This is a genomic window from Armatimonadota bacterium, from assembly GCA_018268395.1.
In the GTDB taxonomy this organism is placed as follows: Bacteria; Armatimonadota; Fimbriimonadia; order Fimbriimonadales; family Fimbriimonadaceae; genus JAEURO01.
Window position 1 is genome coordinate 994168 of the sequence record JAFDWQ010000001.1, and the last position, 19848, is coordinate 1014015.

19 protein-coding genes are annotated in these 19848 nt (G+C 64.5%); 9 read left to right on the forward strand and 10 right to left on the reverse strand.

Going from position 1 to position 19848, the window contains the following annotated elements; all coding sequences use genetic code 11:
* Window positions 1-31: 31 nt before the first annotated feature.
* Genes JST30_04570 through JST30_04595 form a run of 6 tightly spaced genes read left to right on the forward strand, consistent with a single transcriptional unit; the run spans window position 32 to window position 5657 of the window.
* Window positions 32-1084 (forward strand): dipeptide epimerase, encoded by a 1053-nt coding sequence (locus JST30_04570; protein ID MBS1713591.1) that lies wholly within the window; start codon window positions 32-34, stop codon window positions 1082-1084.
* Window positions 1071-2102 (forward strand): DUF1611 domain-containing protein, encoded by a 1032-nt coding sequence (locus JST30_04575; GenBank protein MBS1713592.1) that lies wholly within the window; start codon window positions 1071-1073, stop codon window positions 2100-2102. Before JST30_04570 ends, JST30_04575 begins: the two co-directional genes overlap by 14 nt.
* 16 nt (window positions 2103-2118) lie before the next feature.
* Window positions 2119-2670, forward strand: coding sequence for a bifunctional pyr operon transcriptional regulator/uracil phosphoribosyltransferase PyrR (gene pyrR / locus JST30_04580; GenBank protein MBS1713593.1), 552 nt, complete (start codon window positions 2119-2121; stop codon window positions 2668-2670).
* Window positions 2667-3596, forward strand: a complete 930-nt coding sequence (locus JST30_04585) for an aspartate carbamoyltransferase catalytic subunit (protein MBS1713594.1) — start codon at window positions 2667-2669, stop codon at window positions 3594-3596. Before pyrR ends, JST30_04585 begins: the two co-directional genes overlap by 4 nt.
* The gene (locus JST30_04590; protein MBS1713595.1) at window positions 3593-4918 is read left to right on the forward strand and encodes a dihydroorotase; all 1326 of its coding nucleotides are present in this window, start codon (window positions 3593-3595) and stop codon (window positions 4916-4918) included. The genes JST30_04585 and JST30_04590 overlap by 4 nt, the downstream gene beginning before the upstream one ends.
* A gap of 13 nt (window positions 4919-4931) precedes the next feature.
* Window positions 4932-5657, forward strand: a complete 726-nt coding sequence (locus JST30_04595) for a hypothetical protein (protein ID MBS1713596.1) — start codon at window positions 4932-4934, stop codon at window positions 5655-5657.
* Between the two features lie 4 nt (window positions 5658-5661).
* Here the strand turns inward: JST30_04595 and JST30_04600 are convergent, their stop codons facing one another.
* Genes JST30_04600 through JST30_04630 form a run of 7 tightly spaced genes read right to left on the reverse strand, consistent with a single transcriptional unit; the run spans window position 5662 to window position 13580 of the window.
* Window positions 5662-7032, reverse strand: coding sequence for a hypothetical protein (locus tag JST30_04600; GenBank protein ID MBS1713597.1), 1371 nt, complete (start codon window positions 7030-7032; stop codon window positions 5662-5664).
* A 37-nt stretch (window positions 7033-7069) separates the two neighbouring features.
* Complete coding sequence (coaBC, locus tag JST30_04605) at window positions 7070-8257, reverse strand: bifunctional phosphopantothenoylcysteine decarboxylase/phosphopantothenate--cysteine ligase CoaBC (protein MBS1713598.1); 1188 nt, start codon at window positions 8255-8257, stop codon at window positions 7070-7072.
* Window positions 8250-8801: a guanylate kinase gene (gene gmk, locus JST30_04610; GenBank protein MBS1713599.1), complete on the reverse strand. Its 552-nt coding sequence runs from the start codon at window positions 8799-8801 to the stop codon at window positions 8250-8252. The genes coaBC and gmk overlap by 8 nt, the downstream gene beginning before the upstream one ends.
* Window positions 8802-8814: 13 nt before the next feature.
* Window positions 8815-10131 carry a YvcK family protein gene (locus JST30_04615; protein MBS1713600.1) on the reverse strand — a complete coding sequence of 439 codons (1317 nt, stop codon included), beginning with the start codon at window positions 10129-10131 and terminating at the stop codon, window positions 8815-8817.
* Window positions 10118-10504 carry a phage holin family protein gene (locus tag JST30_04620; protein ID MBS1713601.1) on the reverse strand — a complete coding sequence of 129 codons (387 nt, stop codon included), beginning with the start codon at window positions 10502-10504 and terminating at the stop codon, window positions 10118-10120. The genes JST30_04615 and JST30_04620 overlap by 14 nt, the downstream gene beginning before the upstream one ends.
* 46 nt (window positions 10505-10550) lie before the next feature.
* Window positions 10551-11729, reverse strand: coding sequence for a trypsin-like peptidase domain-containing protein (locus JST30_04625; GenBank protein ID MBS1713602.1), 1179 nt, complete (start codon window positions 11727-11729; stop codon window positions 10551-10553).
* A gap of 57 nt (window positions 11730-11786) precedes the next feature.
* Window positions 11787-13580, reverse strand: a complete 1794-nt coding sequence (locus JST30_04630; GenBank protein MBS1713603.1) for a hypothetical protein — start codon at window positions 13578-13580, stop codon at window positions 11787-11789.
* 63 nt (window positions 13581-13643) lie between these two features.
* Between JST30_04630 and JST30_04635 the strand changes: the two genes are divergently transcribed.
* Window positions 13644-14144, forward strand: a complete 501-nt coding sequence (locus JST30_04635; GenBank protein ID MBS1713604.1) for a hypothetical protein — start codon at window positions 13644-13646, stop codon at window positions 14142-14144.
* Here the strand turns inward: JST30_04635 and JST30_04640 are convergent.
* Window positions 14125-14985 (reverse strand): HDOD domain-containing protein, encoded by an 861-nt coding sequence (locus tag JST30_04640; GenBank protein ID MBS1713605.1) that lies wholly within the window; start codon window positions 14983-14985, stop codon window positions 14125-14127. The two genes, JST30_04635 and JST30_04640, sit on opposite strands and share 20 nt — an antisense overlap.
* A gap of 106 nt (window positions 14986-15091) precedes the next feature.
* Between JST30_04640 and JST30_04645 the strand changes: the two genes are divergently transcribed.
* Window positions 15092-16804, forward strand: a complete 1713-nt coding sequence (locus JST30_04645) for a long-chain fatty acid--CoA ligase (GenBank protein ID MBS1713606.1) — start codon at window positions 15092-15094, stop codon at window positions 16802-16804.
* Here the strand turns inward: JST30_04645 and JST30_04650 are convergent.
* Window positions 16793-17689: a hypothetical protein gene (locus tag JST30_04650; protein MBS1713607.1), complete on the reverse strand. Its 897-nt coding sequence runs from the start codon at window positions 17687-17689 to the stop codon at window positions 16793-16795. The two genes, JST30_04645 and JST30_04650, sit on opposite strands and share 12 nt — an antisense overlap.
* 66 nt (window positions 17690-17755) lie before the next feature.
* On the opposite strand from JST30_04650, the gene JST30_04655 reads away from it, so the two are divergent.
* A complete protein-coding gene (locus tag JST30_04655) occupies window positions 17756-18517 on the forward strand; it encodes a TatD family hydrolase (GenBank protein ID MBS1713608.1) in 762 nt (253 codons plus the stop codon).
* 11 nt (window positions 18518-18528) lie between these two features.
* On the opposite strand, the gene JST30_04660 is transcribed toward JST30_04655, so the two are convergent.
* A complete protein-coding gene (locus JST30_04660) occupies window positions 18529-19845 on the reverse strand; it encodes a DUF58 domain-containing protein (protein ID MBS1713609.1) in 1317 nt (438 codons plus the stop codon).
* Window positions 19846-19848 lie beyond the last annotated feature (3 nt).

Here is a 19848-nt window from a genome sequence, read left to right on the forward strand (position 1 = left end):
CCCGGAACGTCCCAACCGGTAGGCTCGCGTGATGGACGTCAGGTTCGAGCGGGTGCGGCTGACCAAGCGCTACCCCTTGACGATCAGCCGAGGGACGAGCACGGGCTCGGACAACCTCTTCGTCTTCGTATCGGACGGGCAGCACGAAGGCATCGGGGAGTGCGCGTTCGGGACGGGTTCGGACGGCGACCAGTCCGCTTGGGGCGAGGCGCAATTGGCCCCGATCGTCGAGGCCGGGTTTCATCGGCGCGACGTTCATGCCTGCTGGCAGGCGATGCACGATGCCGGAGTCGATCCCGCGGCCGCAGCCGCACTCGACACGGCCCTTTGGGACCTCAAAGGGAAACAAACGGGCCTTCCCCTCTACCGCTTACTCGGACTGCCGCTTCCGAAGGTCGCGTCCAGCGTCACGATCGGGATCAACCCACTGGACGTGATCCGAGATCGCGTCCCGGAAATCCTCTCGCGGACGGGCGCACGTTATCTGAAGGTCAAACTGGGGAACCCTGACGGGACCGAAGCGGACCAAGCTTCGTTCGAGGCCGCGCGGGAAGCGTCGGCACCGTTCCGTATCGGGCTTCGCGTCGACGCGAACGGAGGTTGGTCGCTCGAGACCGCGCGGACGATGGCACGCTGGTTGTCCGAGAGGGGCTGCGACTATGTCGAACAGCCGCTGGCCGCGGGACAAGAGGACGAACTGCCTGCACTTTTTCATGACGCCCCACTGCCGGTCTTTTTGGACGAGTCCGTCCGAACGAGCCACGACGTCCCGGCCGTCGCCGACCGGTGCCACGGCGTCAACTTGAAGATCATGAAGACGGGCGGGGTCACAGAGGCGTTGCGGCTCGTCGCCACGGCCCGGGCCCACGGACTTTCGACGATGATCGGGTGTATGAGCGAGAGCTCGGTCGCGATTTCTACGGGAGCGGCGATCGGCGCCCTGTTCGACCATATCGATCTCGACTCGCACCTCAACCTCGCACCCGATCCTGCGAGCGGTGCCGACTGGAAGGACGGCGTCGTAGTCCCGACGGACAAGCCTGGCCACGGTGCGGCCCTGAAGGCGGTCGATGTTCGGCCCTGAGGCACGGCTCGCCCTTTACATGGAGGGCGCCTTTGAGTCGAAGACCGGGAAGATGGGCCTCGGTGTCCTCCGTTATTCGCCGAACCCGGTCGTCGCCGTGATCGACAAAGGCCACGCCGGTGAGAGGCTGGCGGACGTCACGGGCATCGTCCACGGGGCCCCGATCGTCGCTGGAGTCGGCGAGGCGGCCGATCTGGGCGCTGAAGTCTTGATCCTGGGAATCGCCCCTCCAGGAGGGCAGATCCCGGACGACTGGCGTCCGGCGATGGACGAAGCGGTCGCGCGCGGCCTCAGCCTCGTCAACGGGCTCCATGAGGGGCTCTCTCGACGGTTTCCGACTTTGGGGCCTGGCCAGTTCGTTTGGGACGTCCGCGTCGAACCGCCAGGAATCGGGGTCGGCGGGGCTCAAGCGCGTCTGATGGCGAACCGCAGAGTCTTGACCGTGGGAACCGACATGAGCGTCGGCAAGATGACGGCAGGGCTTGAAATCGCCAGGTCGGCCCGGGCCAAGGGGGTCGAGACGGCGTTCGTCGCGACGGGACAGGTCGGGATCGTGATCACTGGGGCCGGCGTCCCTTTGGACGCCGTCCGCCTGGACTATGCGTCAGGAGCCGTTGAGAACGAAACATTAAAGTATTCAGCGTCTCAACTTATCGTTATCGAGGGACAAGGATCGTTGATCCATCCTGGAAGTTCGGCGACTTTGCCGCTCATGCGAGGATCTTGTCCGACGCACCTCGTTCTGTGCCACCGCGCGGGTATGACCCGTTTACCCCGTGTTCCTTGGGTCGAGGTCCCGCCGCTGAAGGAGGTCGTCCGGCTGTTCGAAGACACCGCGTCCGCCTGTGGCACGTTCGGTAGCCCCAAAGTCGTCGGCATCGCGTTGAACACGTCCCATCTGGACGAAGGCGGGGCCTGCGGGGCCGTCCGCGAGGTCGAGCGGGATACCGGGCTGCCCGTCTGCGACCCTGTCCGGGACGGGGCCGGGCCGTTGCTCGACGCGATCCTTCGAGCCTGACCGCCGACCGGCCATAATGTGGCCCATGAGCCTGGTAGTGCTGGACGCGAGCGCGATGAAGCGGACGCTCGGTCGCATGGCCCATGAGATTCTGGAAGCCAACGGCGGAGGCGAGGGCCTCGTCGTCGTCGGAATCCTTCGCCGCGGGTACCCGGTGGCCAAACGGCTCGCCTTCACGATGACGCAGATCGAAGGAACGACGGTCCCCTGTGGCAAGCTCGACGTCACGTCCAGCCGGGACGACCGTCGGGACGAGGCCTCCGACGCGAGCGAGATCCCTTTTGAAGTGACGGGGAAGAGCGTGATCCTCGTCGACGAGGTCGTCTTCACTGGCCGGACGATCCGGGCCGCGATGGACGCCCTGATGCGGTTCGGAAGGCCGAGCCGGATCCAATTGGCCGTCCTCGTCGACCGGGGCCACCGCGAACTCCCGATCCAGCCCGACTATGTCGGCAAGGTGGTCGAGACGGAGCGCGGAGACCACATCGTCGTCAACGTGTTCGAGAACGAAGGTCAAGACTCCGTCGTCCACCAGTTCGCCAACGAGCGGGAGGCGGTCTCCGGTTGAACAACGTGCTCTCCATCCGACAAACCCCGGTGGACGTGGTCCAAACCCTTCTCACCGCGGCTGGAGAGTTCAAACGGTCCGTCAAGAAGAGCGGCCCTGTGAAGGGCCTGCCCCGGCGCACGGTCGGTCTTCTTTTCTTTGAAAACTCGACGAGGACGAGGGTCGGTTTCGAGCAGGCCTGTCACTACCTCGGGTACCGGACGGTCAACTTCTCAGGTTCGGGCAGTTCGGTCAAAAAGGGCGAGACCCTGAAGGACACGATCTTGACGCTCCGGTACGAGCGCCTTGAGGCGGTCGTGATCCGGCACAGCGCGTCCGGATCCTGCAACCTGGCCGCGCGCTACTTCAACGGGCCCGTCATCAACGCCGGTGACGGATGGCACGAGCACCCGACCCAGGCTCTCGGCGACGGCCTGACCGTCATCGAGCGCAAAGGCAAGATCGACGGGCTGAAGATCGCGATCGTCGGCGACATCACCCACTCGCGCGTCGCGAGGAGCAACGCCTGGCTTTTCAGCAAAATGGGGGCCGAGGTGCGGTTCGTCGGTCCCCGGACGCTCGTGCCGGGACAGACGTCGCAATTCCCGGCGACGGTCTACCACGATCTCCGGGCCGGCCTCGACGGCGTCGACGTGGTGATGGCTTTGAGGCTCCAGCTCGAACGGATGGAAGAGGGGCTCGTCAGCATCGGCGAGTACCGACGGCTGTATCAGATCAATCGGTCGAGTCTGCGGTCCGCAGCCCCGGACGCCATCGTCATGCACCCGGGCCCGATGAACCGGGGCGTCGAGATCGACGATTTGACCGCAGACGGCCCGAACAGCGTGATCACCGAACAGGTCACCAACTGCATCTTCGGCCGGATGGCGTCGCTCGCCTACGCGTTCGGCGACGTCCGGGCTGCCGGGACGGGGGGTTTGACGTGAAGACGCTCTTGAAGAACGGCCGGATCCTCGACCCGTCTTTGGGCCTCGACATCGCGGGCAGCGTCCTCATCGAAGACGCACAGATCGTGGAGGTCGGAGCCGAGGTCGACGTCCAGGGCGTCCAGGAGACGTACGACTGCTCGGGGCTGTGGATCTGTCCGGGGCTGGTCGACATGCACACCCATCTCCGGGAACCGGGCGAGGAACACCGGGAGACGATACGGACGGGGACGCAAGCGGCGGCGGCGGGCGGATTCACGAACATCTGCTGCATGCCGAACACGACGCCTGCCCTGGACAACCCGGCACTGGTGGACTTCATCCTGGACCGCGCCTCGGCCCCTGACGCGGGGGGCGTGTTCGTGTCCCCGGTCGGCGCCTTGACGGTTTCCAACGCGGGGGTCCACATCAGCGACCTCGCCGCGTTGAAGAAGGCGGGGGTCGTGGCCGCCAGCGACGAAGGTAGCCCGGTCCAAGACTCGCGCGTGATGATGCGCGCGATGGAAACGTGCCTTCAGGTGGACTTACCGATCCTGGCCCACTGCGAAGACCGCTCTCTGAGTTCGGAAGGGTGCATGAACGACGGTTCCCGTAGCGCGTTGCTCGGCCTGGCCGGAATTCCCCGCTGTGCCGAAGAGATCATGGTCATGCGGAACTGCCTCCTCGCGCTCAACACCGGGTGCCGCATCCATATCCTTCGGGTCAGCACGTGGGGGGCCGTGGAGATGGTCCGACAAGCGAAGTACCTTGGCGCGCCCGTGACCTGCGAGGTCTGCCCCCACCATTTCAGCCTGACCGAAGACGACGTCGGAGAGTTCGACCCCAACTTCAAGACGACACCTCCACTGCGCACACAGGTCGATGTCGACATCATTCTTCAGGCCTTGAACGACGGGACGATCGATTGCATCGCCAGCGACCACTCCCCGTATGCGCCGTACGAGGTCGAAGTCCCGTTCCAAGAAGCCCCGTTCGGACTGGCCGGCCTTGAGAGCGTGGTCGGCGCCACATTGACCTACGTCACGCATAAGGGTCTGTTGAACCCGCTCGAGACCGTACGGAAACTGAGCACGGCTCCGGCCAAAGTGTTAGGGATCGAGGCCGGATCTCTGAGCCCGGGTTCGAGCCCGCTCGCCCAAGTCACCGTCATCGATCCGAACGTCGAGTGGACGTTCGACGCCGCCCGGACGTTTTCGAGGGGCAAGAACACACCGTTCCATGGCGTGCCGTTCCGCGGCAAGGCCGTCCTGACTTTCTGCGGAGGAGAGATCTATCGTGACCAGCTGTACCCGTCGGCGCGTTATCAAGTCGAGTTGGACTAGCCTCCTCGCCGCCGTGCTCGTGGCCGGGTGCTCCAACGGCAAGATCCCGGACCCCAACGACCCGCCGGTCGGCCAGACGATTTCGGGAACCGTCCTGCTGGCCAACGTCCAGGACGTCATGAACAATCTGGACGAACGGACGTTCCGCCGTGAGATCACGCCCGTACAGCGGGACGAGATGCTGCAACGCGTCGTCAAGCAAATGTTGAAGGACGTCGACGTGCCGGACGTCCCTGAAGAGGAGGCGTGGCAGTTCGGCGACGCCTATCGCATCGCAGGCGACTGGGAGACCGCCAAAGTCCTGTACGAACGGGCGGTCAAGCGGGCGAAGTCCAAAGACCGGATCGTGAACGACAAGCTCCGGTTAGCCCGGGCGCAAGCCCATCTCGGACCGGTCGAGAAGGCGATCGCCACAGCGCGCTCGACGTTCGATTCGGGGGCGAAAGACAAGGGTCCGATCCTGATGTCCGTCCTCTACGAGATCGTTCCGGAAGGACAAGGCAAAGGAAAGGACATGGCACTGGCCAAGCTTCTCGAGGACGCGATCCCGCAACACAAGGCGACGATCGTCGACCCTCGTTCTGAAGCCGGAAAGGCGTTCCTCCTCGCGCGTCCCCTTCATGTCCACAAGGCTTGGATCAAGATCGCCCAGCTCTATCAAGCGGCCGGCCGCGAAGACCTCGCCCGCAAGGCGATCCTTGCGGACGAAGCCGACCGTCTCGATAGGGCCGACCTTTAAGCCCTCACGGGTCTTTGACGTACCTGGCGTGTCCGTCGACATAGGCGACGCAACGCCCGCCCGGGACCGTGATGTAGCCGATTTCCGTTTTAGCCGGTTCTTTGACGTCGCTGATGTTGCCGCCCTGGAACGTCCAGACGAATCCGTCGAGAAGCCTATCGTTCTTCAGGTACGGCATGACCGACGACGAAAACTCACCGGTTCCGGGAAGCCTGTCTTTGTTGTCCGAGGCGAAAAGGAGCGCCGCGAGGGCGACCTGCTTGGCGTTCGACAACGCGACCGTCCGCTCTGCAGCCAGCTTGGCTTGACGGAAAATCTCGTAGTCGCCTTTCAAGATCTCGGACCGGAACAGGCGTCCCCCGCTCACATAGGCGACGAACGACATGTCCGGGGCCAGGAAGTGGGGGCCGGAGCAATCGGCCGCAACGAGCGCCCTGGTCGATTCGGTGTGCTTTTTCGCCGCCAGCCAAAGACCCTGGACAGGGCGGGACGTTTCCTTGTCGACGGTCAAGACGTGCTCGTGGAGTTCAAGCGTCAGTGGCAGCACGTCGACGGGTTCTGGATCAGGGTCGAACTTCTCGGCGGTCTCGACGACGGTCGCTTTGGACGGGTCCAAGACGATCCGGCCGTTGACGCCCTCGACGTTCTGCACTCCGCCGGCTTTGACTTGGGTTCCGAGCAGTACCGTCCCGCCCGCGCCCCACCTACCGTCGAAGAACGCCGCGCCCTTGACCGTCGACCTGTTCTTCCGGACAGACTTGCCTTCAAGGTCGAAGACCTCGACGTCGAACTGCGTCGTGCGGTCGGCCGGATCGACCGTCCGTTCGACCTTGATCCCGACGCGGACGGCGAACGGCTTGGTCGGTGAGACGAACGTCTGGACGATGACCGGTCCTTCTTGCGCGGTTGGACCGCCGAAGGCCCGCACGGCACCGGTCGAAAAGTCGACGCGGAAGGACCGCGTCGACCAGACTCCGTCGGAGCCGGACGGGCCCGGGCCGGACACCGTCGCGATCCCCACGGACGGATCAGAAGTCGGCTCCACTTGGACCGCTTCGGAGACGTTCGTGTCGAGTTGGACGGGATAGACCTTGTCGTTGGACGTGTCCCAGACCATGCATTTTCGCGCAGGCATGGAAACCGGTGCGCCCTTCAAGGCCTTTTCCAAGAACCTCTTCGGAACGTCGGTCGCCATCATGACGGCGTAGCGGCCGCCTGTCATGGGGGTCAAAGATCCGACCGTCAGGTCCGAAACCTGTCGGGCCGGTTCGGCGAAGAAGACGTCCCTGTCGACGACGACGAAGGGGTTCGGCGCGGGTTGGGCCGTGGCGTAAACCGCCGAAAGGCCGATCCAGCACAGGTTCCAGCCACGCATGCTCTTCAGTGTGCCTCAAGTTTCGGAAAAGTTCGCGTTAGTCGGCAGAAAGAAGCCCGAGAAGCCAAAACGCGCACGACAGTTTCGAACGGCGGCCCGATGACGCCTGCCCGTCCGCGGTGACGAGGGTCAACGCGTTGTGCCCGCTCTCAAAGCCGATCGTCGGATCGGAGACGTCGTTGACGGCGACCGCGTAGACCCGTTTCTTTTCCCGTTTTTCACGGGCAACCTCTAACCTGTCGTCCGGCTCCGCGGCAAAGGCGACGACCCTTGCACCGACTTTAGCGGCCGCGGCCAGGGTTCCGATCACGTCCGGGTTCTCGACGAGATCGAGCTCGGGCGGCCCGTCGCCCCTGCGCAACTTTCCAGCGACGGGCCGGGCCGGTCGAAAGTCCGCTACCGCTGCCGCGCCGATGATCAAGTCCGCTTCCTTACCGAACGGAAGGGCGGCGTCGAGCATTTCCCGGGCCGTCCTTACGCGTACGGTCCGGGCGGCCCGAGGCAACGGTTCGTTGGTCGGCCCGGTCACGACCGTCACCTCAGCGCCCATGACCACGGCGGCCTTAGCGAGGGCCGCTCCCATCTTTCCGCTCGAACGGTTGCCGATGAATCGGACGGCGTCGATCGGTTCGTAAGTCGGTCCGCTCGTGAGGAGTACGCGTCGACCCTTGAGCTTTTGGGTGCCGGCGAGCGCGTCGAGGGCCGCGTCGACGATGTCCGAGTTGGACGCGAGTTTGCCTTGGCCGGACTCGCCACAGGCGACGTCCCCTTCCGACGGTTCGACAAGCGTCACGGCGCGTTCGGCAAGGGCGCAAAGGGACGACCGGGTCGTGTCGTGGGCGTACATCGACGGGTTCATCGCGGGAGCGACGACCATCGGACCTTCGAACGCCAAGGCAAGGGTCGTCAACATGTCGTCGGCGATCCCGGCCGCGATCCGGTTGATCGTGTTGGCCGTCGCCGGAGCGATCAGAAGGAGGTCGGCGGACCGTGCCCAGTCGACGTGCGCCATTCGGCCGCGGACGGGCTCGTCGAAGGTATCGACGAGGGCGGGCTCTCCCGTCAAGGCTTCGAACAGGTCACGCGAAACGAACTTTTCGGCACCGTCCGTCAAGCACGCGCGAACACGGACACCGGCCCGCATCAGGTCCCGTGCGATGTCGCACGCGCGGTAGCACGCGACGCTGCCGCTGACGCCGAGGACGACCGTCCGGTCCTCAAACACTTGTTCCGGCTCCCTGGACGATCGCTTCCAGCTCTTGGACGGCCCGGTCCACATCGTCGTTCACGACCCTGTGAGCGTATCGCTCCGCGAGGGCCATTTCGACCAAAGCGCCCTCTAGCCGCCGCGCGACGGTGGCCTCATCGTCTGTACCCCGTCCCCGAAGCCTTGCGGCCAGGGTCTCTCCGTCCGGAGGGAGGACGAACACGGAGAGGGCGTCGGGGCGGGCGTCCATGACCGACACTGCTCCTTGAACGTCGATCTTCAGCACCGCGATCTTGCCCTCCGCCAACAGCCGTTCCAAGGTCGCGAGCGGTGTGGCATACCCGTTTCCGTGAACCTCTTTAAACTCGAGGAACTCGCCTCGTGCCGCCATGTCGTCGAACCGGGAGCGGTCCACGAAGCAGTAGTCGACCCCTTCGACCTCGCCCTTGCGGGGCGTACGCGTCGTGACGGCGACGACCCGCTCCACCAAAGGGTTAAGGCGCTTCCAGGCGTCGATCAGCGTGTCCTTGCCCACGCCGCTCGGGCCGCTGAGGATGACGATGTGCCCTGCCATGTCAGACAAGGTCCATCAGCTTGGCCGCAAGGCGGACCGGGTCGTGGCGGACGTAGTCCATTTCACTCATGAAGTCGCCGATGATCGGACGGTAACCCATCGTCGCGACGCGGTCGAAGTCGGGGACGACCAGTTCTTGTTGGAAGTCGCGGTACTTTTCGAGGGTCGCTTCGGTCGGGACGCCCGTGTTGATGACCACGAAGTCGACGACCTTTCCGGTCACGTTGGCCTGGATCGCCACCAGGTGTTCGGCGGCCGTGAACGCCTCGCTCTCCCCGCGTTGGGTCATGACGTTGCAGACGTACGCCTTCGGGGCAACCGAGGCGGCGAGTGCGTCCGCGATGCCAGGGACAAGGAGGTTGGGGATGACGCTCGTGTAGACGCTGCCGGGGCCGATGCAGATGAGTTCGGCCTCGGCGATCGCTTCCAAGGCCGAAGGGTGAGGAGTGCATTCGGAAGGGTCGACGTAGATCCGCCGGACGCGCTTTCCCGATCCGACGATGGCCGTCTCGCCGCAAATCTCGGTCTGGTCGTCCATGAGCGCCCGCAAACGGACATGGTCTTTCGTCGACGGGACGACCTTTCCGCGGATCGCGAGGACGTCGCTCGCCATTTCCAGTGCGAGGTCGATGTCTCCGTCCGCTTGCTCGATGAAGCCCGCGATCAGGAGGTTCCCGACCGAGTGCCCGCTCAGTGACCCGCTCTTCTTTTGAAACCGGTGTTGGAAGAGGTCGGTCATCAGCTTTTCCGCGTCGGCCAGGGCGACCAAGCAGTTCCGGATGTCGCCGGGCGGGATAATGCCCATTTCCTGGACCAGGCGCCCGCTGGAGCCGCCGTCGTCGGTCACGGTGACGATGGCCGTGATGTTGCTCGAATACTGCTTAAGGCCGCGGAGAAGCGTGCTAAGGCCCGTGCCGCCGCCGATCGCGACGATCCGGGGACCGGCCGCCAGGATCTGCTTGCGCCTCCAACCCGAGACCGCATCGGTCCGTCCGCTTTCGCCGTCACCGTCCTTCAGCCTTTGAATGCCCCTCGTTACGCCGAAGTAGAGCGCCGAGCCGCCGGCGACCATCAACAAGAACCCCAGGATATGGTTCGTCTCGTTCATGGAATTGAGCGGCACCATGTGGCTGATCGAGTCGAACCACCAGCGGGCCATGCCTTCCGTGACCGGCTTAAAGGCGAAGCGGAAGCTGAGCAGGACCCCGGCCTCCAAGACGATCAGGCCGGCCAGCGCCAGAAAGAAGTACCGCCGCAGCCCGCGGGCCGGAGCGAACCTCTGCCGCCACCGATAGCCCGTCAGCCTATTCTTGATCATCCTTGTCCGGTAGGAACGCGCCGAGGACCCCGTTCAAGGCGGAGTACAGGAGGCTGCCGACCAACGCCGCAGGAAAGCCCTCGATGTGGAACCCGAAATCGAGGTTCCCGACGATCAGCAACATAAAGGCGTTGATGAGGAGCGAGACCAACCCCAAGGTCAGACAATTAAGCGGCAGGGTCAGGAGTTTGAGGAGCTTTCCGAGGGTGGCGTTGACGAGGGCGAGGACGGCGACCCCGACGAACAGCTTGCCGACGTCCGCGACCGTGCCGACCCGGGCCTGGAACTTCCCGGCGAACAACATGTTCGTCAGGAAGGCCGCCACGACCAGCGAGAGGACGGCCAGCACCCACCGGAGCAGCAGCCTTTTCATTCGACCACGGTCATTCTAGCCCACGGCCCGTGTCCGGGCCGATCTGTTAGAGGCTCGCCTTGCCGACGTCGCTCAATGTGAACTTGACGGACTTCACCTGGCCCGCCGACCAAAGCTTCAGCGCGACCTCGGCTCCCGGACGGAGCGGCGAAACGACCTTTTGAAAATCTTCAATGTCTTTGACCGGTTTTCCATTGACCTCGGTCACGACGTCAAGTTCGTGGACGCCCGCGGTCCCAGCCGGGGAATCGGCCTCGACGTCGACGACCACCGCCCCTTCCGACGGCGGCTCGGACGAAGCGTTCGTGCGCTGCTTCAGTTCTTCCCGAGCGTCGGGGACACCGAGGACGCCCTGCCTGCGGATCAACTGGATCCCGATCCGGCCGTACTTGGCATACCCGAACTTGACGATGTCGTCGACTACCTGGCGCATCCGGTTGGAAGGAATGGCGAAGCCGATCCCGATGTTGGCCCGGGTGGTGGTCGCGATCGAGGAATTGATGCCGACGAGTTGCCCATCGGCGGTGCACAGGGCGCCTCCCGAGTTGCCAGGGTTGATCGCCGCATCCGTCTGGATGCCGTCGATGAAAACCGCGTCGCCACTGCCCGGAAGCTGTCGGCCGACGTTACTGACGACCCCCACGCTCAGCGTGTTCTCGAAGCCGAGGGGGTTGCCGACGGCAATGACCCATTGTCCGACCTCAAGCTTGGCGCTGTCCCCGACGTCGATCGGCTTGAGCCCGTTAGCGTTGACTTTAATGACCGCAAGATCGGAGCGTGGATCGGTGCCGACGACCGAGGCGGGCAGGTTACGGCCGTCGGTGAGCGTGACGAGGACCTTGTCGACCAACCTCGACCGACCGAACCCCATGTCCGTGCGGACGACGTGGTTGTTCGTCACGATGTACCCGTCGTCGGTCAAGATGACGCCGCTGCCTGCTCCGTCTTGGGTGATGTGACGGCCGAAGAAGTCCGCCCCGTCGATCTGGGTCGTGATGTTGACGACGCTCGGAAGGATGAGCTTGGCCGCGGCTCGGAAGTCCGGTGCGTTGCCCGTGTTGTCCAGCTTGACCGGTTGAAGCGTCACGCTCGGCTTTTTAAAGATCGAAGACTCGTTGTAACTCCGGTCGCGCCACAGCTTATCGACGCGCAAGGCCGCTGTGACCCCGGCAAAGACCACACCGAACACGGCGACGGTCGCGATCGCGATTCCACTCTTGGTCATTTTGGTCACCTAGTTCTATACCGGTTGACGTCGCCGTCGTTCCCACGGGCCTACCGTTCAGGGCCCGTACCGGGGAAGGACGTAGGCACGGACGAGCTCTGCCCATTGCGCGAGGACGCTGTCGTCAGGAAGCTTTCCGGCCCATTCCAAGACGGCCTTCGTCTCAGACTCACGGAACGGGAACGGAGGTACGACTCCGATCGCAGAAGCTTTCTTGACCTCGATCAAGGCATCGGCGGCCATGTTCGTCGTGCGGGCGAGGCACCAAGCGAGAAGGTAACCGGCCAGGGGGCACGGCCGGATCCGCTGGGCCTCGTCCAAAATCCGGGCCGCATCGGCGATCAGCCCGTGTCCGATGTAAGCGTCCGCAGCCTCAAGGAGCCGCACGGGGTCCTCGGCCAACGGTCGGACCATCGGATCCGGCCCGACCGAAGCGTCTTTCGATGCGGCGAGGAACGCCTCGGCGCGGAAAACGGGGTCGAGCGGGGCCAGGAACCGCCCGTTGAGGAACGAAGACCTCTCCGCCCCTTCGTCCTCGCCCGCCCGTCGCTCGCAAGCGGCCCGGAACCACCACAAGAGCGGGTCGTCCCCTTGGGTCAAAAGCGCCTGGTCGATCTGGCTGACCGCATCGGTAGTGCGACCTGCCGACGCCTCGGCCTTGGCCGACTGGACGGCACGGACGTGCTCCAACCCCCAGATCCTTTGCTCGGGGGTCTCGCCGCGCGCCAAGGCCCGCCAGAACGCCTCCTCCGCGCTTTCGGCGCCCTGGTCGCCGTCCGAAAACGGAAGATAAGCGCGTCGCGACGACTGAAGAAGGGCGTCTTCCGACTCGGACCGAGGGTCTAGAACCGAAGGCCTCGGACCGACGCGGGAGTCCGTCCGGACGAGGCCGGTCCGGTCGACCGTGGCCACTTCCGCCGCATCCCGGTCCAAGGCCGCCGCGAACAGTTCGCCAGGGCCGATGTCCAGCGGCGATTCGAGCGCCCGGCCGTCGCAGTCAAGGACCTGGACCGTCCCAGAGAAACCCGTCGACGAGACGGCCCAGACGTTCGCCCCGCGGAATCCGACAGCGAGGCCCCGCTCGAAGCCCTTGACGCCCGGTTCCTTGAGAGGCACGAGCCGGACGCGGAACATACGGGTCTGTCGAGGTCCGAAGAAGTCGCCTTCGGGGCAGCGGCCCAGACGGGCCGTTCCGTCGGTCCAAGCGACGGGCGCGTCCTCGCACCAGAGGGCAAAGCCTGGCGTCTCCGAAGTGCCCTCCCAGACGAGCGCTGGTCCGTCGGCCCGGTCCGGCACCGACCCTGCCCCAAGCTGGAACCCGACGGGGCACCGGGCAGGGACCAAGTTCCGGTTATGGACGTGGACGTCCACGAGGACGTCCGCCCGATCGGGCTCAAGAGTCGTGCACACGTGCGCGACGAACCCGGGTGCGGCCAGTGAACACGTCATCACGCCTCCCGGAGACCGTTCGGTCCGAGGTTCGAAGACCTCGAAAGCGAGCGGGTCGAGCCCGGACCGGTCGCATTCACCGAAGAAGGGTGTCAACCCGTATGAAAAACCAAGCGAACGGCGCCCCCACGGCTGGGGCACGATGCCGTCAGGTAGGGGCCACAGTGCCACACCGTCTGACGCCAGGTTCAGAATCCGCCCGCCGAGTCCGGGAACGACGGTCACGGAGACAAGACCGTTTTCAAGGACGACCGTCGGGAACGTCATCGCCCGTTTCTGACCGGTGCCTTTAAGTCCCGGCCAGGGGTAACTGGAGGCACCTTGGCCCGACAGGGCGAACGGTACGGCTTCCAGGGCCTCACACGCCACGTCCCACGGATGTTCCGACACTTGTACGAGCACGATCCTGACCTTTCCTGAGACGTCTGCCACAATAGCGTTGCATTGAGCGCCCCGAGGAGGAGTATGAAGTCCAATCCAGGCACGGTCGCGGCTCCACGGGCCGTCCGCCGCCCGGACTCTCAAGGTGTCCGGATCGCAAAGGTGGTCTTCTGGTGGGTCTGCCTGCCGGCGCTGATGATCTTCATCGGCTACCGTTTCGTCGGCCCCAGCATCGGTCGCGTTCCCGAAATCAAGAAGGGCGCCCAGAAGATCCTCGCGAACAGCGTCCAGGACCCGGAAACTCCCGACGGCGGCGACACCGTATCCGACGCCTCGAAACCGACGATCGATATCAGTGTCGAAAAGGGTGCGGCCCGTCCGAAGCCGCAAACGGAGCCTCGCTCCCGGAGGAAGAAGCCAAAGCCGAAACCGAGCGCTTCGGACGCCGACAGGGTGGAGTCGCCGAAACAAGACCCTGCTAGCGGAGACGGGGCCACCCCTCCTCCTGACGGCGATCCGGCCAGTGGGGCAGGCGACGGCACGGGACGGGGCGAAGGCGTGCTCGTCAGGCTGCCCGTGGTCTGATCAGACACGACTCGGTGTGGGAGGCCACTTGTGCCACGGCGCCGACAAGTTCGCTTTCCGGAAGCGCCACGAGCCCGAGGACGTCCTCCGACGGAGCGACCGCAGACTCGGTTCCCAATCCGTACCCGTTGGCGACGGCGAGGTAATCGGAATAGGCCAGTGCCGCGCGGGCGACGTCCTCTCCCGATTCACCGTTCTCAGGGCCGACGAGGGTCGCGAACACTTGAGGCAGTTTCCAGGCCCGGAAAGCACCCAGCGTGATGGCTCCGATCGGGCCGAACTGCTCCTCGAAAACGGTTTGGAACGAGCACCCTCGGAACTCGGCTTCCGAAGAGACACGGTTGAACTCTTCGGGGAAGCCGATAGCGACGAGCCCTGTCCCAAGATCGTGAAGGACGCCGGCTGCGAACAACTCGTCGCCGTTGACGGACGAGACGAACGGCGACGTCTGCTTTCGGCGGAGGAAGACGTACTTGGCCATGATCCCGACGAACGTCGAGTGTTGGACGAAGCGGACCGGATCGAGGCGCGACCGCTGTGAGCCGCTCATCACCGATTGCATGAGAACGGACATCGACACGGACTTGGTGCCGCGGACGCCCAAGATCGACAGCGCCGTTCTCATTTCGGTGACGGGTTTCGGGGACAGTGCGTACAAGGGGCTCGAGGCCGAACGCAACAGCCCGGCCGTCAGCGCCGGGTCGCTGGCGACGGTCCGAAGGACCTCCTGGGAGATCAGTTCCTGATCGACCAACTGGCACAGCTTGGTCGCGGCCATCGGGATCTGCGGCAGTGTCGTATCGCACGACAGCCGTGCGAGCATCTGGTCATAAGTCGGCATCCGTCGGTCTCCGTCAGGTTCATTTTCGGTTCCAAGGAGGAGAGAACTTAGCTCTGTCCTGCCAGGTGGCGAACGTCGGTCGAGACTCTGGTATAAGGGCTGGGCAGTGGCCGAAGGCGAATTTGACCGCGATCCCAGCTCGCTCGGCGACCTTTTTAAGCTTCAGTGCGGGCGGTTGGCCGAGCGGCCGCTCTTCCTCGTCCCCGACCGTCGGGGCGTCCAGACGCTCACTTATCGGGAAGCCTTCGACGAGGTCTACCGTTACGCGAGGGCGATCCACCGCTTCGGGCTCAAACCCGGCGAACGAGCCGTCATCGCCAGCGAAACGTGCCTCGAGTGGGCCCTGGTCGATTGGGCGTGCCAGACCCTTGGCATCGTCCTCGTTCCGGTCTATCCGACGTTGCCACCGGATCAAGCCCAGTACATCGCGTCGGACTGTGGCGCGAAGCTCGTCTTCGCCCAAGACGTCCGGCAATCGGAGAAGTTCGAAGGCGTCACGACGGTCACGATGGGCCGGGAGCTCCTCTCGACCGAAGCCGAGCTCGGCGTGGACGAATGGAACGCCCTCACGGCATCGGTGAAACCGGACGACACCGCCACGGTCATCTACACGAGCGGCACCACGGGACAGCCGAAGGGCGCGGTTCTGACGCACCGCGGGTTCTTGGACCTCTGCGCCGCGATCAAAGGGCCTTACGGCATCGGTGAAGGCGACCTGTTCCTCAGTTTCCTACCGCTCTCCCACGTGTTCGAACGGTTCGCGGGGCACGTCCTGCCCGTCGGCGTCGGCGCGGCCGTCGCCCACGCGGGATCGGTCGTCACGCTGGCGGCGGACATGCTGCAAGTCCGACCGACGATCATGTGCGCGGTGCCCCGGTTCTTCGAAAACCTGAGGCACAGGGTGATCGAAAACGCCCATAAGGAGGAAGGCTTGAAGAGGAAGGTCTTCGACCTGGCCATGGACCAGGCCGCCAAGAAGGCGAGGAACCGGCCGTGCCCCTGGTTCTGGCTGACAGACGCGTTGGTCGGCAAGAAGATCCGTGAGCGGACCGGTGGGCGGCTCCGGTTCTTCGTCAGCGGCGGAGCGGCCCTTCCGGCCCCCGTTGCCGATTTCTTCGTCGGGTTCGGCCTTCCGATCCTTCAGGGCTACGGCCTGACCGAGACGACTGCGGCGACGTGCCTGAACCTTCCCAGCGACAACCGTCCCTGGACGGTCGGGCCACCGATTCCCGGCGTCGAAGTGAAACTGGCCGACGACGGGGAGATCCTCATCCGAGGGACGGCGGTCATGACCGGTTACTGGGGCCTTGAGGAGGCCACCCGGGAAGCCATCGATCCCGAAGGCTGGTTCCATTCGGGGGACATCGGGGAGTTCGAGGACGGCAAGCTCAAAATCACGGACAGAAAGAAGGACATTCTCGTTCTGGCGAACGGTAAGAACATCGCGCCCCAGAAGCTCGAGGCCCTCTTGGCCGAACTGCCCCTCGTCGGCGAAGCAGTCCTTTTCGGAGACGGGATGGACCACGTTTCGGCCATGCTCGTACCGGACTTCGACAAAGTCGCCCATTGGGCCAAGGAGAACGGTCATCCTGAAATGGATCCCGAAGCGTCCGTGGCCTTCGAACCTCTAAAAGAGCACTTCAAGTCTGAAGTCCAGAAGCTGAACAAGACGCTCGCAGACTTCGAGAAGGTCAAGCGCCACGTGCTCGTCCCGGCGGTCTTCTCCGTCGAGTCCGGCGAACTGACGCCTTCGCTCAAGGTCAAGAGACGCTTTGTTAAAGAAAAGTACAAGTCTTACGTAGAAGACTTATTGAAATAACCGATTCTCGACGGTTCCGTCCTGTCCCAGTTCCTTTTCGGCTTGAGCGACGGCCCGTAGTTCGCCCAGGACCACGTCGATCGATTCGACGGACCGGGACCCCATCGCAGGGAGACCGGTCAACGCGAATTCGGCGCTCTTCGTTTCGATCTCGTCGGCGAGCGATTGGAGCCGCTCGGAGACGGTGCGGACGGACGGCAGGACTGCGGCGAGCTGACCGCTTTGGTGTGCGTAGGCCGTCCAGTCGGACGAGGCCATGCGTTTGAGTCCTTGAAGGGCGTCGCCGATGTCAAGGTCGACAAAGTCCTCGACGATGCTTTTGATCTCCGACTCCTTGTCCTGTCGAGGCGGGCCGACGCAGCCCTTGCACAGCAGCATCAGTTCGCCCATGGCCGTGTCCGCCGCCCGCTCTGCCTGCCTTTTCAAGGCGGACCAGTATGCGGGCACGTCAGGCCCGGACCACTGGGCTCCTCCGAGCGACGATCGGATCCGGGCCCAGTGGTACGCCGACGCCTCCAGATATTGGAGCGCGACCGGATCCACCCACCGGTGGAGTTTCCGCTGTTCGGACAATTGTCGCAGTTGACCGGCGAAGCGGCTGACCTCGAGCCTGAGTCGGGCCTCCGGATCGTTCTGCAGGCGCCTTTGCCGGACCAACGCCGTCCCGAGGGAAAGAGAGACGCCGACGAACGCTCCGCACCCGACGAGCGCGGCCAGCCACGCTCCTGCCGCCGCCAACGAAGCGAAGAGCACCATGGCCCCCATCGCCGAGACCCCGTAGACGACAGGCGGCACCGACTGGACCACCTCGCGGGTCGCCGATTCCAGCGTCGCGTCGACATAGTCGCGCAGATAGGGGAACCTCTTGTTGCGTGTCCCGGACATGCTCGCTTCCTCCAAGCATACGCCCGGACCCCGGATCGGGTTCGTCGACGCGGGTACACAGGGGCCATGCGGCTGACCGACACCCACTGCCACTTGAACGACGGCCGCGCGTTTCCCGTCCCCGAAGCGACCGTCGCAGAAGCGGCCGAAAGCGGGGTCTGGCGGCTCGTCGTCGTGGGCGTCGATTCCGAGTCGAGCCGAAGGGCCGTCGAGATCGCAGAGGGGTGTGACCAGGTCTACGCGGTCGTCGGCTGGCACCCCAATTACACGTCGGACTACCGGGAGGGGAGCCTGAAGGAGGTCCGGGAGCTACTGGACCACCCAAAGTGCGTCGCCCTCGGCGAGATCGGCCTGGACTTCTATCGCGACCACGCCTCACGGGACGACCAGCACAGGGCGTTGCGGGAGCAACTCGACCTGGCCGAGGACAAGGGCGTTCCCGTCGTTTTCCATTGCCGGGACGCCTACCCCGAGCTGCTCAGCGTTCTTGAGGGCCGCAAGGGCCTTCCCTACCTCTTCCACTGTTTCGCCGGATCGGACGACGATGCCGCGAGGGCGTCGGGTCTGGGCTCCTGGTTCGGAGTCGACGGACCGCTGACGTATGCGTCGGCCGGTCCGCTCAGGGAGGTCGTCGCCCGTCTGCCAAAGGACAAAATCGTGCTGGAGACGGACAGCCCCTATATGACGCCCGTACCCTACCGTGGCCAAAGAAACCGCCCGTCCTTCCTGCCGTACGTCAACGCGGCGTTGGCAGAGTGCTGGGGCGTGACGGTCGAAGAATGTGCGGCGCAGACCGAGGCCAACGCCGAGGCGTTCTTCGGTTTTTGACCGGGCAGAGGCTAGAGCGCGGCCCTTTCCTTGATGTCGAAATAGGCGCTGACGAGAGCGGCGGACAAGTCTTGCGGTTCGGCTTCGATGTTGGACAGCCCGGCTCCGGCCAACCGGACGGCGGCTTGGTCACGGTCCGATTGGTACCAGGTGGCCGCGGCCCTCGAGAACAGCGACCGTTCGGTGTCGACGGGCTGTGACAAAAGAGTGGACAGGCGCGGGTCTTTGACCCGGACGACGATGACGAGGTGCTGTCGCCGCATCGGACCGAGGGCGTCGGCCAGTTCGTCGGCTTGGTCGTCGTTCTCCGCATCCGTAAATATGACGACCAAGGAACGGCGCTTCCACTTCGAGGACAGATAGGTGAACGCCTTCGCGTAGTGCGGCTGGACAGGTTCGGCGACGACGTCGTGCGCGGCCTTCAAGACGGCCGCCACCTGTGCTTTGCCCCGTTTCGGCGCCACATAAGCCCGGACCGCGTCGTTGAAGGCGAAGAGGCCGACCAAGTCGCCCGAGCGTTCGGCCGCATGGAACAACATCAGTGCCGCGTCGAGGGCGTGATCGATCTTGCTGACGCCTTCGATCTCTCCGAGCATGTGCCTCCCGAGGTCCAGGCACACGATCACGGACTGGTTCCGCTCTTGTTCGAAGTTCTTGACGACGAGACGTCCCCGTCTGGCCGTCGACTTCCAGTCGACGAAGCGGAAGTCGTCGTCGTTGTAATCGCGGAGGCTCTCGAACTCGGTGCCCAGACCGCGGATCCGTGACTTCCGGACACCGACCTGCGAGAGCCGCCCCTTTTGCTTAAGAAGGTCGAAGTCGCGCACCTTACGGACGTTCGGGTAGACGCGGACCGGCATCGGATTGTCGATCTGCTGCTGGACCCATGCCAGTCCAAGAGGCGCCTTGAAACGGACGAACGTCGACCGGAACTCGTCGGAACCGCGCTCTCGAGGGATCACGGTGTAGGCGGTCGACTCCGGACGTCTCGGCGTCAGTCGAAGCCTTGTTTCGTTACCCTCGGCCTCGCAGTTCAGAGGCGCTTCGTCCCTAAGCTCGACGTCGAGCGTGACCGGTGCCCCGGACTCGACTTCGAGCGTCACCCGGTTCGGAGTACGGACCGACAAAACGGAGTCGTAGACGCGTCGGACAGAGACCGCGGGCCAACGGGCGGCCAACAATCCTGTCAAAGCGAACAGCGCCAAGACGGTCATGTCGTACGGCCAAACGATGCGTTCTAACCCCGGTACGAACGCCCCGCCGACCGGAAAGAGCAGACCGGCCGCCAGAAGGATCCACACCCGCTTCGTCGGGGAGACGCGCGACATGTG

Bases quoted from the DNA above. Each gene is read 5' to 3' on its own strand.
- JST30_04615 (MBS1713600.1), bottom strand. From the start codon at position 10,131: ATGATCAAGAATAGGCTGACGGGCTATCGGTGGCGGCAGAGGTTCGCT.
- JST30_04650 (MBS1713607.1), bottom strand. From the start codon at position 17,689: ATGTCCGGGACACGCAACAAGAGGTTCCCCTATCTGCGCGACTATGTC.
- JST30_04620 (MBS1713601.1), bottom strand. From the start codon at position 10,504: ATGAAAAGGCTGCTGCTCCGGTGGGTGCTGGCCGTCCTCTCGCTGGTC.
- pyrR (MBS1713593.1), top strand. From the start codon at position 2,119: ATGTGGCCCATGAGCCTGGTAGTGCTGGACGCGAGCGCGATGAAGCGG.
- JST30_04570 (MBS1713591.1), top strand. From the start codon at position 32: ATGGACGTCAGGTTCGAGCGGGTGCGGCTGACCAAGCGCTACCCCTTG.
- JST30_04635 (MBS1713604.1), top strand. From the start codon at position 13,644: ATGAAGTCCAATCCAGGCACGGTCGCGGCTCCACGGGCCGTCCGCCGC.
- JST30_04640 (MBS1713605.1), bottom strand. From the start codon at position 14,985: ATGCCGACTTATGACCAGATGCTCGCACGGCTGTCGTGCGATACGACA.
- JST30_04655 (MBS1713608.1), top strand. From the start codon at position 17,756: ATGCGGCTGACCGACACCCACTGCCACTTGAACGACGGCCGCGCGTTT.
- JST30_04660 (MBS1713609.1), bottom strand. From the start codon at position 19,845: ATGTCGCGCGTCTCCCCGACGAAGCGGGTGTGGATCCTTCTGGCGGCC.
- JST30_04600 (MBS1713597.1), bottom strand. From the start codon at position 7,032: ATGCGTGGCTGGAACCTGTGCTGGATCGGCCTTTCGGCGGTTTACGCC.
- JST30_04625 (MBS1713602.1), bottom strand. From the start codon at position 11,729: ATGACCAAGAGTGGAATCGCGATCGCGACCGTCGCCGTGTTCGGTGTG.
- JST30_04575 (MBS1713592.1), top strand. From the start codon at position 1,071: ATGTTCGGCCCTGAGGCACGGCTCGCCCTTTACATGGAGGGCGCCTTT.